Below are 15,128 nucleotides of genomic sequence, written 5' to 3'. Positions count from 1 at the left end.
ACCCCAAACACCACCCTGTGGACGTGTCGTAAAACACTGATAGCTGATTTGGTGGTGGGGTACCCGAACTGTATAGTTATATCTGTTGCCGAAACACCCACGGCACACAACGAGAAGAAATTCTCACGGCCCCATCGTATAGCGGCCTAGTACTCCGCCCTCTCACGGCGGCAACACCGGTTCAAATCCGGTTGGGGTCACGCTAAGACTAAAGAATCCCCGGCTCTCAAAAGCCGGGGATTTTCTATTGCCACAGTGCCAAAGCTACTTCAGAAGATGCGCGTACTTACGGCGGGCCGCCGCAACCTTCGGGCTGATCACCACAGAGCAGTACCCCTGGTACGGGTTCAGCGCGTAGTAGTCCTGGTGGTAGTCTTCCGCCTCCCAGAACGTCTCAAGAGGCTTTATTTCCGTCACCACCTGAGCATCGAAAAGAGCCTGCGCCCGCACCTTCGCCGCCTCAAAAACCTTCCGCTGCTGCTCGTCGGCATACAGCAGCACCGAACGGTACTGCGACCCGGTATCTGCCCCCTGGCGATCCCAGCTTGTGGGGTCGTGAGAGGCGAAGAAAATATCCAGCACCGCGTCCTCACCGATCACGTTCTCATCAAAATCAACGCGCACCACCTCGTGATGCCCCGTCGCCCCCGAGCACACCGACCGGTAATCCGGGTTCGGCACGGTGCCGCCAGCGTAGCCGCACACGCTCGCGCTCACACCCTTAAACTGGCGGAACACCGCATCAATACACCAAAAACAGCCGCCGCCAACCACAAAACTACGCATCGTCCCGCTCCTTCACGAAAACCACTGTCTCACCTGACACCCCGTTAAACGCCCCGCACCTTCCGAATATTCCCCGCCGGGTGCTCATGCCACAATAGAGACATGACTGAAACCACCACACCAAACCTAGCGCAGGTTGTTGCCGCCTTCCACGACCTCTACCCGCCGCAGCTGGCCGCCGGGTGGGACGCATCCGGGCTGGTCTGCGGGCGCACCGCCGCCCCCGTGAGGCACGTGCACTTCGCCGTTGATGCCCTCGCCGCCACAGCTGACGAAGCCGTAGAACACGGCGCGGGGCTGCTCATCACCCACCACCCGCTGCTGCTGCGCGGGGCGCAGTTCATCCCCGACACAGACTATAAAGGGCACGTGCTGCACACCCTCATCGAAGGACAATGCGGCCTGCTCGGGGCGCACACTAACGCCGATGCCGCCATTGCGGGCGTGAACGAGGCACTCTGCGACGCCCTGCACCTCACCGACCGCACCGCACTGGCCGAATCTCAAACCCAAGAACTTGGGGGAGAGGAACACCTCGTCGGAACCGGGCGCGTGGGCACACTGTCTGAACCGCTCACCCTGCGTGCCCTCTCCGAACGCTTAGCGGATGCGCTACCGGCAACCGCTGGTGGGCTGCGTATCGCCGGGCGCCCAGAGCAGCGCGTTAGCCGTGTGGCACTGTGCGGCGGGGCGGGCGATTCCCTGTTCGAGGCGGTACGTTCCGTTGGGGCAGATGTGTACATTACCGCCGACTTGCGGCACCACCCCGCCAGCGAATTCCGTGAACAAGAACTCGTGCGCGGCACCGGGTGCGCGCTGATTGACTGCTCCCACGCGGCCAGCGAATCGCTCTGGCTGCAGCGCGCCGGTGAGAGGCTGCAGGCGCTACTGGCCGAACGTGGCCACAGCATTACCTTCACCGTCTCATCACTGAACACCGACCCGTGGGACTTCACCGTACCCACCGGCAGCGCGGCGGGCTCAGCATCCACCCGGTAATTCGCCGTAAAGCCCAAACACCTCAGCCCACACAAACCCACATTGCGGCGGTTTGCGGGGTATAAAATGTGCGGCGTCTAGAAACGGGAAGGCCCCGGGAAACCCACCACGGGTCCCGGGGCCTTCCACCTTTAGCTGACTACCTCTGCAGGCAGAGAACAGTCGGTGCTATCGCGTCCTCGTAGCATTCGCGTACTGGTACAGGAACTGAGCGGCCTCAGCACGGCTCACCTGAGCGCGCGGGTTGAACTCCTTAGACTGTGCATCAAGCACCACGCCCTTCTGCTGCGCCCACACCATGTCGCGGTAGTAAATGTTGCTGCCAGCGCGCACATCGGTGAACGGTGAATACTTCGGGAGGGTCACGTTCGGCTTACCGGCGGCGCGATACATGAACGAGACAAGGGTCTGCCGGTTCACGCTATCATCCGCGTGGAATGAGCCGTCCCCATAATCATTACCAATATTCTGCTGACGAGCCCACACAATCGCCTTATACCGCGGGTTGCTGGTGGAAATATCGCGGTAGGGTGACTGGGCTGGGAGCTGTATATCAGGGGAGCCAGCCATACGGTACAGCGCCTCCACCAGCTGTCCGCGCGTTACACGCTCTGACGGGGAGAAACGGCCATCACGGGCTTCCAGCACATTCTGATCCACCGCCCACGTGGCGCTCTGGTAGTAGCGTTGCGAGGACTCCATATCAACAAACCGGGACTTCTGCTTCCGAACCTCCTGCTGTGAGGTAACCGCAGGAACATCAATGGTGCGGCTAATCGCGCGGGACGGATCCTGCGACTTCACCGACACGGTAACTTCGTACTGCTTAGATGCACTTACCTGCGACCCGTTGACTCCCATTGCCACAATAGCGCCTGAACCATCACCGAACATTGCAGTCTGCAAATCCTGCTCCACCCGCTTCACCACGGTGCCGGTACCCTTTTCACGAAGCACCAGCTCGAAGGAATCGCCCTCATCTAACCGGAAATTTGTGGCCCACACCGATACTCGGTTGTATGACTTGGTGGTATTGATCGTCTCGCCGTTGTACTTGACCCTTGGCTGGGCATCCTTCACCGGCAGATTTGCCCGCGCAATCTCATTCACCTGGCCGTTATGCCGGTTGTACACAATGTAGGCGTAACGCTTCGAAGCATCAACCTTGAACCCCGAGTACTCCAGGGTGGACGTAAAACTGCTGGTGTTTTTACCGTCCTGCGCGGCAAAGGTAATGTCTTTGGAAGCGAGAGGCTCACCCTGAGGCTTCCCGTTCGCGTCCACCTCAACGATCTGCGCGTACGAGGTTGAACCTGCGGGAATATTTGAGAAGTTCAGCCCCTCAACTGTCAGGCTGGCCTGTTTATCCACAGGATTCAGCTGGTTATTGCGAATGGACAGGCGCTGCACCTCACCCGTGACGGTATTGAGCGGAACGCTCACACCCGTCATGGTGCCGTAAAAATACTCGGAGTCCACATCCAGCTTAAAGGTGCCAATGCTGTACGGGCCTTTCGCCGGGTCTATAGCATTGCCGGGGACGTTGAGCTGAATTTCGAAGGAACCGTCAGCGTTAATCTTGTCTTTCGGAATTACAGTAGTGTAAAGGTTCGGAACGCGCTGCATCTTCTGCCGCGACCCTTCAACAAACATGGACCGCGGGCCGAATGCAATGGCGAGCGAACCGTCCTGTTCACGGTGCTGCTCGGTGAACCCGGTGCCGCGCACCGTAATGGTTCCGCCCTCAATCAGGTCAAGGTTTGGGGTATCGACGGTCAGCTTGGGGCCGCTGGCTGCGGGCTGCCCAGTGACTTGTGCGGCGGCCGGAGTTTCGGCTGCTAATGCTGCCGGTGCTAGGGCGGCACCGAGCGGCAGAGCAAGAGCCCCGGCAAGAGTCAGAGCGCATGCGCGCTTGGGCAGGTTGTGCGGTGAGAATGAATTACCCATCAGATTACTCCACTCGTAAAGTAATTTATCGATACCTTCACGGTAGCAAAACGCCTAGTGGGAGTCGAGGAAAACCGCAAAATTACCCCGAAAAGCATTAACTGTAAAGTAAAGGTGTAGAAAAACTATTCATAGATTAATATTCATTAAATGGCTTATTCGCACTTTAGTGTCATTAAAAATAGATATGTATGTTTATATGCTTTAATTCTCTGTATATATATGTTTCATGCGTAAAGTATCTGGGGTGGTCTTAGTATCGTGCAGCACAGTCAAAGACCTATGACCCCCTACACATGCCCCATGGGCCACATTATTGGTGTGCAAACAGGGGAGTGGGACACAGAGGAGAAAATGTTGAATCCGCAGACGCCCCAGAAAACACGGCGCACAATCACGATGCATTAATACAGCGCAGAAAAGAACCCCCGCGCCGCACAATCAGAGGAGATGATGACTGTGCGTCACGGGGGAGACTCAAAAGCCTGAACCGTTGATTACTTCTTACCGTAAATACGGTGGTAACGGTACAGGAAGGCCGCCATTGCGTCACGGGTAATGGCCTGGCCCGGGCGGTAAGTACGGTCGTCCCAGCCGCGGCTAATACCGCGATCGGCCAGCCAGCTGATCTCGGTGTAGAACAGGTTATCCCCGTTCACATCAACAAATGACGTGTGCCGCGGAGCGTAGAACCGGTAGTCCCTCGCCTGACGGTAGAAGAACGCCGCCATGGCCTCACGGCTGACCGAATCATTCGGGCGGAACGTACCGTCCGGGTAACCGGTAGTAATACCCTGCTGGTACATCCACACGATTTCCTTATAGAACGGGTACGAGGCATCCACATCCTTAAACGGAGACCGGTACGGCATCATCACACGGGGGCTGCCCGCCATACGGTAGAAGAACGCCGCCATTGCACCGCGCTCAATATTATTCTGCGGGCGATAGGTATTATCAGGCCAGCCGGTGGTGATCCCCGTGGAAGCAAGCCACTCAATCTCAGTGTAGAACTGATCCGTGGGGTGCACATCCTTAAACCGCTGAGCTGGTTTGGGCGGCTCAGGCGCCGGAGGCTGCGGTTTTGGCTTTTCCGGTGTGGGCTTAGGGCTTGGCTTAGGCTGTTCCGGGGTAGGTGTCGGGTCCGGTTTAGGCTTTTCGGGCGTAGGCGTTGGACTCGGCTTGGGTTGCTCCGGGGTGGGTGTCGGGTCCGGTTTGGGCTTTTCGGGCGTAGGTTTTGGACTCGGCTTAGGCTGTTCCGGAGTGGGAGTAGGCTGCGGAGTCGGCTTTTCCGGTGAGGGCGTTGGACTCGGCTTGGGTTGCTCCGGGGTGGGTGTCGGGTCCGGTTTGGGCTTTTCCGGCGTAGGTTTTGGACTCGGCTTAGGCTGTTCCGGAGTGGGAGTTGGCTGCGGAGTCGGCTTTTCCGGTGAGGGCGTTGGACTCGGCTTGGGTTGCTCCGGGGTGGGTGTCGGGTCCGGTTTGGGCTTTTCCGGCGTAGGTGTCGGGCTTGGCTTGGGTTGCTCCGGCGTAGGCGTTGGACTCGGTGAAGGCTCGGGGGCCTTGGGAGAGGGTTCCGGGGTAGGAGCCGGCGTTGGGCTTGGGCTCGGCTTAGGCTGCTCCGGAGTAGGAGTAGGCTGCGGAGTCGGCTTTTCCGGTGAGGGTGTTGGACTCGGCGAAGGCTCAGGGGCCTTGGGAGAGGGTTCCGGGGTAGGAGCCGGCGTCGGGCTTGGGCTCGGCTTAGGCTGCTCCGGAGTAGGGGTTGGGCTGGGCTCAGGCGTTGGACTTGGTTTAGGCGACTCGGGCACCTTGAGCGTAATCTCGGCTGTAGTGTCCAATGAACGGTCGCTCTTGTTGAGCTCCGGCGACGCGAAAGAAACAATCAGGTACTTCTTCGAAGCATCCAATGCACCTGCGGCAATGTTGAGGGTCGCACGGAACTGCCCATCGTGCACATCCTCAGCTGCAATACGAGTCATCGCAGCAACAGAATGCGTATCCGGGGTGTTGCCTTCCTGCCATTTCTCAGCCTCCACCACGGCAACATACACGCCGTTCTGGGCGGCAGCACCCACATAGCCGGAACCCGAAACGGTCACAGCATTATCCTGAGTGGGGTCAAGCTCACTCTTGTCAATGCTCAGCTTTGGATCAGCCACCGGCTGCGCGGGCTTGACAGTCACCGGGGAAAGCGCCACCAGTTTCACACCCTCATTCTCAGCTTTTGCGGCCACCACATACTTTTTCGACGCATCCAACAGCGAGCCGGGCACGGTGACAGAGGCGGCAAAGCCTCCATCGTGCAGATCGTTCGCATGCACCAGGGCCTCATTACCAACCGGATTACCGGTAGGCTGGCCCTGCTCATCAGCCTCGTACACGCCAACGCTCACGCCCTTAGCCGCGCCTTGGCCGTGGAACCCGGTGCCGTTCACCAGCACCTCATTCGATTCTGCGTCCACCTTAAGCTCGGTGGCAGAGAGAGTGATCTTCGGGTCTGCCTGCTTTTGCGGCTCGGTTACCTTCACGGGGGCTGATGCCTGTAAAAGCCCCGCTTTCAGGGCGGCACCATCATCCTGTGCCGCACCCGTCGCACCGGTTGCTACCACGTACTCTGCGGCGGGGTCGAGTGTGTTCCCGGGGACATTAAGAACAGCGGTAAACGCACCATCCTGAATATCTGCACCCTTCACGAAGGCGACTGCAGCCACAGCGGGGTCACGCTCATCAGCACTGTGAGCGGGGAATGCATCCTTACGCACCAGGTATACGTACACACCGTGCTGCGCCTGCTCACCGTAGAAGCCGGTACCCGAAACGGTCACCGAGGCGCCCTCATCCGATTTAATCTTATCGGTGCTTAAAGTGATCTGAGGGTTCGCCTGTTTTTCAGGTTCGGGGGCGGGCTGCTGTTCCGGCTGAGCGCTCACCAGGCGGTTCATCTGTACCACGGTGGTGAACTCTTGCGGATCCTCAGCAGTGCTCGGGAAAACAATATCCCCATTGGGCAGTGCCACAGCATTGAGTGAGCCGCGGTTTGTGTTTTTAACGCTCACACCGGTCAGACTGATGCTTCGCTCAACGTTCATATCCTTATCGAGGATAACGATGCGGTTATTCACGGAATCCAGAACGCCAAGCTTATCGCCCACCGTAAATAGCTCACCAATGCTCTCCAGGCCCTTCGCGTGAATCGAGGTTTTGCCATTGAGCACAGTAAACTGCCCGTCGGTGTATGAGAGAACCTGGTATGAGGAATTATGCAGGTAGCTCCAACGGTATACGCGACCGTCGTCGGTGGTGGTTACGCGGCCGTATGAGACGCGCTCAGCAATAGCTGTGCCATCGTCAAAAACCTTCACCGCATCTTTGCTGAAATGGAGCAGATAACCGCGCTGTACCTCCCCCTGCTCATTTGAGATAGTCGTTCCCGAGTCATACACAAATGACCCGTCGGGCAGCGGGGCAAGCACGTTCGCCGTATGCGTGTATTGGGTGCCGTAATACTCCGAGGTATCGGTATCGGGCGCATTGGCCAAAGCCGGATCTAGGGTTTTCGGGTCGGGCAGCGGCATGCTGCTGACCTGTCCTGAGGAATCAACCGTAATGTAGTTTTTAGAGGTAAGCACACCCCAGGAGTGGGTGAACTTGTTGTACCCCGTTGCCAGGGTTTCCTCTGCGGGGTCAAAGTTGAAGCCGGCAACCGGTTGGGCGGGGCTTAGCTGCCCGTCCTCAGTAACGGTGTACCGTTCCAGCTGGTTGGTGTCTGTGGCAGCGATTAGGATTTCACCCGTCTCGGAATTAGCAGCAAAATGCGCGCCGCCCCCAGCCTGCAGCTGCCCGGTTGATACCGTCTGCATGGTTTCGGGGTTAATAATGGTGTAGGTTGAAGCCTCTTTGCCCAAAGCAGAGGCGGCAGCGAGGTGAATAATATATTTACCAACTCGCGCACTCTGTGCAGGTGAGCTATCAATGGTCTTAGTAATAACGTTCTTATTAAAAAGATTGTAATCTGCGGCGGTCTTAGTGTTTTGATCAGTGGGTGCTAACCGGGCAGCTGGCTGAACGGGGGTTGCAAGGACGGGTGTGAGAGGCATAGCGACAGAGCTTACAAGAGCGATTGCGCAGATACCCTTCTTCAACCCCTTGCGGGAGTAAAAGGTAGACATGTGTGTATCCAATGCTTAACGGTACATTGTTGCTAGAACATATTTAAGGTACCAAAATGCGGGGATGTTAAAAGACAAAAACAGCTAATATTTATGAATATTATGCACATCACTTATAGTGCGCTTGAAATAAAATTCAACTATTACTCTAGTGAAGTTAGGAATATATTCCTGGATATTGCAGATTCAATTTAATATTTATGTTTTCTGCATGTAATAGTTACCCGCTGCGGGGTGGCGTGGGTGTAAAAGTCAGGTTGTTGACACACCCGGTATTTACACACCAGCCACCCCGTGAGGCAGCCCCATCTTTACGCCGCTGCGGGCAGTAATGGCACGGGGCCACCTCGGTTATCACTCATTGGACGCTACAGCCTGTCGGCGGTATTACCCCTGATGCCTGTATCGGTAAATAAACGCGGCCATTGCATCACGGTGAATAGGCTCACCTGGGCGGTAAGTGCCATCACTCCACCCCTTCGTAACACCCTTCGCTGCCAGCCAGGTAATCTCCCGGTAGAACATCGTGCCGGGGCGCACATCGTTAAACGGTGAGTTCACCGGAGCCGTATACGCCGGAGCACCAGCATAACGGTAGAAAAACGCCGCCATCGCATCACGATTCACCGGATCATGCGGACGGAACGTACCATCCCAATAACCAGTAGTAATACCCCTCTGATGCATCCACACAATCTCCTTATAGAACGGGAACGACGGATCCACATCCTTAAACGGAGACTCCTTCGGCAAAGTAACCTCGGGTGAGCCAGCCATACGGTAGAAATACGCAGCCATCGCAGCACGCTCAACATTCTGACCAGGACGGAACGTACCATCCGGGTAACCGGTAGTGATGTTCTGAGAACCCAACCACTGCACTTCGGAGTAGAACTGGTCGGTCGCAGGTACATCACTAAAACGCTGCGGTTGAGGCTGAGGCTCCTGCGGTTTCTGAGGCTCCTCAGATCGGGGCTGATTGGGGGTGCTCTTCACCAGGCGGTTAAGCCACAGGTTTGTGGATAACCCGTCATTTTTCTCAAGCATCGTGGGGTAAATAATATCCCCGTTTGGCAGCTCCAGGGCATTGGCGGAACCGGTCTTATCGGTCTTCTTCAGGCCCGTGAGCGGAAGTTCTTTTTCAACGGACAGATCTTTAGACAGCCACACGAGGCGGCCATTTGCCGCATCAACGGCCACAATTTTATCGCCTGCCGGCAGGAGTGAGGCAAGCTCACCTATACCCTGCGGGGCCTTCGCGGTAGCACGCACTGTTCTGAACGACGAACCATCATATGCGAGCACCTGAACGGCACTCACCGCAGGAGCATAGTTATTCCACCGGTACACGTACCCGTCAGGGGTAGTCATTAGCCCGTTCATATACGCCTTAGCGGTGGCATCGTCCGTTGAACCTGCCGCCACCGAGAAGCCCTTGGTGCTCAGGTGCACCAGCTGTCCGCCCTGAACCTGCTTGTCCGCCGCATCGCGTATCACCTTATTGGGGGCGTACACGAACGAACCATCCGGTAAAGCAGCTAGGGTGCGGGTGTCGCCGGTGAAAGTATCCCCGTAGTACTCGCTCACATCGTTCACTGCGGATATGGCGGTATCGTAGTCCTTGGGCGAGTCTGCTTTCTGGACAGTGACCGCACCGTTGGAATCGACACTTATAAAACGAGCCTGGGCGGAGCCGGTGACCGCAAGAACACCCCACGTTTTGGATGCCCCGTTATAGCCCAGCGCCATCACATTCTCACCCTTGGCGAGGCTCAGACCCGCAACGGCACCGCGAGATACAAGCTCACCCTGCTCATTCACGGCATACCGTTCTACCGTCCCTGCGCTCTCATGAGCGAAGATAATCTCACCGCTATCCGGGTTTGCGGCGAATCGGGCACTTTTACCCATCGGCAGGGTACCTGAGCTGACCTCACGCAGAGTATCGGCCTTCAGTACCGAGTAGCGGGCCTGCTCATCAGAACCGAAGCGGGCACCCGAAGCGTGGAACAGGTACGAACCTACCCGCACAGTGTTCTGCGGGTCGGCAATATCGGCCCCAGAATCCCAGCTTTGTCCCAGGCGGTAGCCGCTTCCTGTAAACCCCTGGGCGCTTTTACCTGCATAGGAGAAAGTGAGTGCGTCAAGGCCCTCACCGTCACTATAGAAATTCGAGAAAGCATGGTTTCCTTCGGGGGTGAGGTTAGCTGCCACATTTGTCCAGGTGACCACGCCGTTATTTTCCTGCTGCTGTGCCGTCAACAGTGAGAGAGCGGCCACCGGGATCTCATGCGGGCCTTCCCACTGCCCGGAGGCGTAGTTTTTGGTGCGCACCGTCATGTACAGGGTGCCGCTGCCTTTAACCGCATCAAACTCAATGCGCGGGTTCGAGAGGGTAAGGTTCAGGGCGCACCCAGTTTCGGGGTTATTGCGGTCGGTACAGTGCGAAATGTAGTGGACTTTACCGGAGCCCTGCAGCGATACCTGATTACCATCATTGGAAACGACGGCATGATGTGCTGGGAACGAGAAAAGGTCTTTGGTGTTGTACGATGCGCCTTCACCCACCGCATAAGGTTCACCAATATAACTGCGGAATGATGCTTTGATCCCCCAGTTAATGGTGCCAGAAACGGCGGCTGGGGTGTCATTTTGCGCGGGTGCCTGCCCGGCGGCGGGTAATGCGGCGGCCTGCGTATTGGGGGAGGGCGCAGAGAATGCAGGGGCTGAAGTAAACGTGAGTGAGCCAACTAGCGCCACCGCGCATACGCTCTTCTTTACACCTTTGCTAGAAGAAAAAGTAGACATGGGGTCCGTCCGATGTTAGTAGTGTGTTAGGACGTGCTTAGCTTACCAAAAAGCAACCCTATTCATGAAGGGAAGCATGTAATAGTTATGAGTATTACGGTGGGCTCTACAGGTATAGTGAGTGAATTTTTTAGAGGAGTATTTTGGGGTAAAGTGCCTTATCGAACCGCATTTTATTGTTTTTATACTGCTATACAAGGGGAGCAGGTAATAAGAGGTGTGAGCGGGGCTTGTTGGGTGGGACTGCGCCAAAAAAGTATTTAACGACACACTGTCTGCATATACTGCCTTGAGGGGGAGTAATTATGAATAAACACTTGAGGCCATGAGCGCACACGCCAAAAGCGAAGCACTGTCGAGAAACAGCGCAGCGTCACTGCCGTATCAGTACGGTGAGCGTGCCAGCCTTCCGCTCGGTTCCGGCCACCCACTCAACATCCCAATTTGCCCCCAAAGCCTCCACCAGCGCAGCGGCCCCGTCGGCATCGGCCGTAAAATCACGCTCGGCCAGACCACTGCGCACCAGGTACCGGGCCAGCTCACCCCGGTAATGCTTCGCCATATGCGACACCACCTTACGGGTGCCATCGGCGCTCACCCTCTCAACGCGCACCGCTAAAGTCTGCGCGCCAGGGGTCACCCACGACTTCGCGTAAGCTGCCGAACGGCAGTCCAGCACCAGCTCACCTGCCACCACAGGCGCCAAAGCCGAGCTAAGCGCACCACGCCAAAAATTAGCCAGCTGCCCCAACTCACCCAGCTTCACACCCATGGAAAGGCGGTACGCAGGAATCGCATCCTCAGGGCGCACCACGCCCCATAGCGCAGACGAAATCAGAATAGTACGCTGCGCTAACTGCCGCTCGGCGGGGGAGAAACTGCCGTAGTCCAGCGCCTCAAACAGCACACCCGTGTATGTTTGAATTGCCGCGTGCGCAGGTTCATGAAGCAGACGCGTATTGCGCCGCACCTCAGCCTCTAAGGACGCCCCCACCTTCAGCTGCTCCAACGCCGTTTCCTGCGCCGAAACAGCAGCCAGCTGCTCCAGTACGGTCTCCCGCTCGCCCGTGAGTTCGGGAAACGACAGATCCGCAAACTGCACGGGAGCGTTCGTGGCCTCAGCGGCGGTTTTACCTTCAGACGGTGGCAGAAGAATCAGCATAATACCCAGTGTAAACCGTGCCGCCGCCGGTTTCGGTAGAATACTCTATGAGGCAGGATGCCCAGGCAATCGCGCGGCACGCACCGTTAGCCGGTGTGCGCTTCGAGGAAAGTCCGGGCTCCACAGCACAGGATGGTGGATAACGTCCACTCGGGGTAACCCGCAGGCCAGTGCCACAGAAAACAGACCGCCGTCCCAGCTTGGGGCGGTAAGGGTGAAACGGTGGTGTAAGAGACCACCAGTGGGTGCGGTGACGTGCCCAGCTTGGTAAACCCCATCCGGAGCAAGGTCAAACAGAACACGCCATGATAGGGTAGTGCGCCCGAACCACTGCGCCAGCTGCGCGCGGGGGTGCGTGTTCGGGTAGACTGCTTGAGGCTCACGGCAACGCGAGTCCTAGATAGATGATTGCCCCGGGCACCCGGTAGAACCAGGCGCCTATGACAGAACCCGGCTCATAGGGCATCCTGCCTCACCTCTAAACCCCGTGACAGCACCACACCCTAGTGACCGAAAGGATCGGGGTCCACGCCCGGCATCCAGCTATTGCCCTCCACGGTCCACCCCTCCTTTTTCACCACTTTTTTCATGCGGGAGGTCCACTTCTTATTCAGACGGTTCACGTACAGTTTGCCGTCCAAATGGTCGGTCTCATGTTGCATGCACCGGGCAAACCAGCCGGTCGCCTCAAAGCGCAGCGGATTACCCTCGCCGTCGAACCCGGTGACCGTCACCCACTCGGCGCGTTTGAGCGGGAACCCGTACCCGGGGAATGAGAGGCACCCTTCTTCTTCAGTATCCGGGTCAGGATCTGCCCCAGAGATTTTCCCGAGAGTTAACACCGGGTTCACGACCACCCCGCGCGGCGGCACCCCATCCTCATTCTCCATCTGGTAGGTGAATAAACGCAGACCCACACCAATCTGCGGTGCGGCGAGCCCTACCCCGTGGGAGGCGTCCATTGTCTCGTACATGTCGGCGATGAGCTCTTTGAGCTGTTCATCGAACGCGGTGACAGGGGCAGCCGGGCGGTGAAGTACAGGGTTGCCGTGAATAACGATGGGGTGAACAGTCATACGGTGATACCTTTCGTAGTGTGGTGATTGGGCGGGTTAATCCAGCAGATCGAAACCAATAGTATCGCGCAGCACCTCGTTCGTACCCCCAAAAATTGGGAGCAGACGTGCGGCAAGAAAAGCCTGCGCCACGGGATGCTCATTAATATAGGCGTAGCCGCCAAAAAGCTGCAGGCACGTATCGGTGATACGGCAGGCGTTCTCTGAGGCGAAAACCTTCACCTTTGCGGCTTCGGCAGCGCTTAAAGCGCCCGCATTAAACGCGTCAATGGCACGGCTCACGTACAGCTCGGTGGTCTCGGCGGCCATGAGCGCATCCACCAGTTTGAACCGGGTGTTCTGAAAATCAGCCACACGGGAGCCAAAAACCTGCCGTTCCTTCACATAAGAAACGGTTGCCTCAACGGTGGTTCGGGCAATCACGGCGGATGCGGCGGCAATTGCCAGGCGAGCCTGCGGCAGCTGCTCCTTCACATACCGCAGCCCTTCCCCGAGCTCACCCACAAGGTTCTGGGCGGGGATCCGAACATTATCAAAAAATAATTCGGCAGTATCGGAGGCACGCAGCCCCAGCTTATCGAGCTGGTTGCCTGCCGTGTACCCCGAAGATTTCTCCACCATAAACAGCGAGAACGAACCTGACCCGCCGCGGGTGCTGCCGGTTTCGGTACGGGCCAGCACAAGCGCCGCATCTGCCGAGATACCCGAACCAATAAATGTCTTCTGCCCATTAAGAATGAACTCGTCGCCCTCACGCACGGCGGTGGTGCGGCAGGCGCGCAGATCCGATCCGGCACCCGGCTCCGTAAAAGCACACGAAGTGACCAGCTCACCGGTGACCATCGCCGGAAGCCACTGCTGCTTCTGCTCCTTGGTACCGTATGCCAGAAGGTAAGGCAGTACCAAGTCCTGCTGCAGGTGCACGGCAAGAGCGAACCCGTGGCACCCTTTGGCCGCAAGTTCTTGGGTAAGCACCAGCTGGTAGCGGTAATCAGGCATACCCGCCCCGCCGTACTCTTCGGGCACTGCAAGGCCCAGCAGCCCGGCCTCCCCGGCGGCAGTCCAGACAGTACGCGGCATCATGTGCTCACGCTCCCACTGCGGGTAGTGGGCGGCCACTTCGTGAGTAATAAACTCGCGTGCCGCCTCACGGAAAAGCTCGTGGTCTTCGGTGAATTCGATCGTGGGTCGCATGGGGTCCTCGGGTGCTAGATGTAGGCTCGGGAGGGGATAGGATATAGCGAAGGGCCGTTACGGCTACTGCCATAACGACCCTTTCATTCGGGGTGATCGACGGGGGTTGAACCCGCGACCTCCTGGACCACAACCAGGCGCTCTGCCAACTGAGCTACGACCACCATGCTTGCTCGCAAGGGATACCTCGCGTTTGCAGCGAGTTCCACTTTACAGGAGTTTGAAACTCTTGTCCAAATTTATTCTCAGTGATACGCAGCACAGGTTTTGAGGCTAATTTGATGCGTTCAGTTCAGCCCTTTCCCTCTCAATATCACTCGCAATACGGGCCGCTGTTGTCGCATCCGGGCCATCCTGCACAAAAATTGTGCGGCGATAGTACTTCAACTCGTCAATAGAATCCACAATATCGCCCAACGCCCGGTGGTTACCGGTCTTCGCTGGGGCACTGTAACGGGCAGCCGGGAACCACCGTGCGGCCAACTCCTTAATAGTGGAAACATCAATCACACGGTAGTGCAGGTGCGCCATAAGCTCGGGCATATAACGCTCTAAAAAGCGCTTATCCATACCTACTGAGTTGCCGCCCAGCTGAGCCTTACCCGCCACCGGCACATACTTTTTCACGTATTTCAGTACCGCCTCCTGCGCGTGATCCATGCTCACCCCGTGCTCAATATCAGCTAACAGGCCCGAAGACTCGTGCATGGTGCGCACATAACTATTCATGTTTTCCAGAGCGCCCGCTGGTGCCTCAGGGCCGGGTTTAATAACCAGCTCAACCCCTTGCCCCAGAACATTCAGATCAGAATCTGTGACCAACACCCCCACCTCAATGAGCGCGTCATTGGCCACATCAAGGCCGGTCATTTCGCAGTCAATCCACACAATACGTTCACTTGAAATACTCACCCCTTAACTCTACCCCCTGCACTCCAGAACAGGGCGTATGCCCCGAGGCAGAACACTAAATACCAGGTGGGAACAGTG

The 15,128-nt window shown here is 57.3% G+C and carries 9 protein-coding genes, 2 tRNA genes and 1 other RNA gene; 3 read left to right on the top strand and 9 right to left on the bottom strand.

The window, feature by feature from the left end; genetic code table 11:
• The first annotated feature begins 127 nt into the window (after positions 1–127).
• Positions 128–200, top strand: a tRNA-Glu gene (locus I6I94_RS01790).
• 64 nt (positions 201–264) lie between these two features.
• Here I6I94_RS01790 and msrA read toward each other — a convergent pair.
• Positions 265–786: a peptide-methionine (S)-S-oxide reductase MsrA gene (gene msrA, locus I6I94_RS01785; RefSeq protein ID WP_023134692.1), complete on the bottom strand. Its 522-nt coding sequence runs from the start codon at positions 784–786 to the stop codon at positions 265–267.
• 102 nt (positions 787–888) lie between these two features.
• Between msrA and I6I94_RS01780 the strand changes: the two genes are divergently transcribed.
• Complete coding sequence (locus I6I94_RS01780; RefSeq protein WP_128087697.1) at positions 889–1,785, top strand: Nif3-like dinuclear metal center hexameric protein; 897 nt, start codon at positions 889–891, stop codon at positions 1,783–1,785.
• A 168-nt stretch (positions 1,786–1,953) separates the two neighbouring features.
• On the opposite strand, the gene I6I94_RS01775 is transcribed toward I6I94_RS01780, so the two are convergent.
• The 4 genes from I6I94_RS01775 to I6I94_RS01760 form a co-directional block, all read right to left on the bottom strand.
• The gene (locus I6I94_RS01775) at positions 1,954–3,732 is read right to left on the bottom strand and encodes an S-layer homology domain-containing protein (protein WP_128087698.1); all 1,779 of its coding nucleotides are present in this window, start codon (positions 3,730–3,732) and stop codon (positions 1,954–1,956) included.
• Between the two features lie 497 nt (positions 3,733–4,229).
• On the bottom strand, positions 4,230–7,898 hold the full coding sequence (locus I6I94_RS11375; RefSeq protein WP_236588895.1) for an S-layer homology domain-containing protein: 3,669 nt from the start codon (positions 7,896–7,898) through the stop codon (positions 4,230–4,232).
• A gap of 387 nt (positions 7,899–8,285) precedes the next feature.
• Complete coding sequence (locus I6I94_RS01765) at positions 8,286–10,706, bottom strand: HtaA domain-containing protein (RefSeq protein WP_201620815.1); 2,421 nt, start codon at positions 10,704–10,706, stop codon at positions 8,286–8,288.
• Positions 10,707–11,079: 373 nt separating this feature from the next.
• On the bottom strand, positions 11,080–11,868 hold the full coding sequence (locus I6I94_RS01760; RefSeq protein ID WP_201620814.1) for a YaaA family protein: 789 nt from the start codon (positions 11,866–11,868) through the stop codon (positions 11,080–11,082).
• 53 nt (positions 11,869–11,921) lie between these two features.
• Between I6I94_RS01760 and rnpB the strand changes: the two genes are divergently transcribed.
• An RNA gene (rnpB, locus tag I6I94_RS01755) (RNase P RNA component class A) lies at positions 11,922–12,342 on the top strand.
• A gap of 29 nt (positions 12,343–12,371) precedes the next feature.
• On the opposite strand, the gene def is transcribed toward rnpB, so the two are convergent.
• The 4 genes from def to orn form a co-directional block, all read right to left on the bottom strand.
• Positions 12,372–12,944, bottom strand: coding sequence for a peptide deformylase (def, locus tag I6I94_RS01750; RefSeq protein ID WP_094758069.1), 573 nt, complete (start codon positions 12,942–12,944; stop codon positions 12,372–12,374).
• Positions 12,945–12,980: 36 nt separating this feature from the next.
• The gene (locus I6I94_RS01745) at positions 12,981–14,138 is read right to left on the bottom strand and encodes an acyl-CoA dehydrogenase family protein (RefSeq protein ID WP_128087699.1); all 1,158 of its coding nucleotides are present in this window, start codon (positions 14,136–14,138) and stop codon (positions 12,981–12,983) included.
• Between the two features lie 91 nt (positions 14,139–14,229).
• A tRNA-His gene (locus I6I94_RS01740) sits at positions 14,230–14,302 on the bottom strand.
• A gap of 109 nt (positions 14,303–14,411) precedes the next feature.
• Positions 14,412–15,050 carry an oligoribonuclease gene (gene orn, locus I6I94_RS01735; protein WP_037237428.1) on the bottom strand — a complete coding sequence of 213 codons (639 nt, stop codon included), beginning with the start codon at positions 15,048–15,050 and terminating at the stop codon, positions 14,412–14,414.
• Positions 15,051–15,128: the final 78 nt, after the last annotated feature.

Source organism: Rothia aeria, assembly GCF_016726365.1.
GTDB classification, from domain to species: Bacteria; Actinomycetota; Actinomycetes; order Actinomycetales; family Micrococcaceae; genus Rothia; species Rothia aeria.
This window is presented reverse-complemented; position numbering and strand designations above follow the sequence as displayed.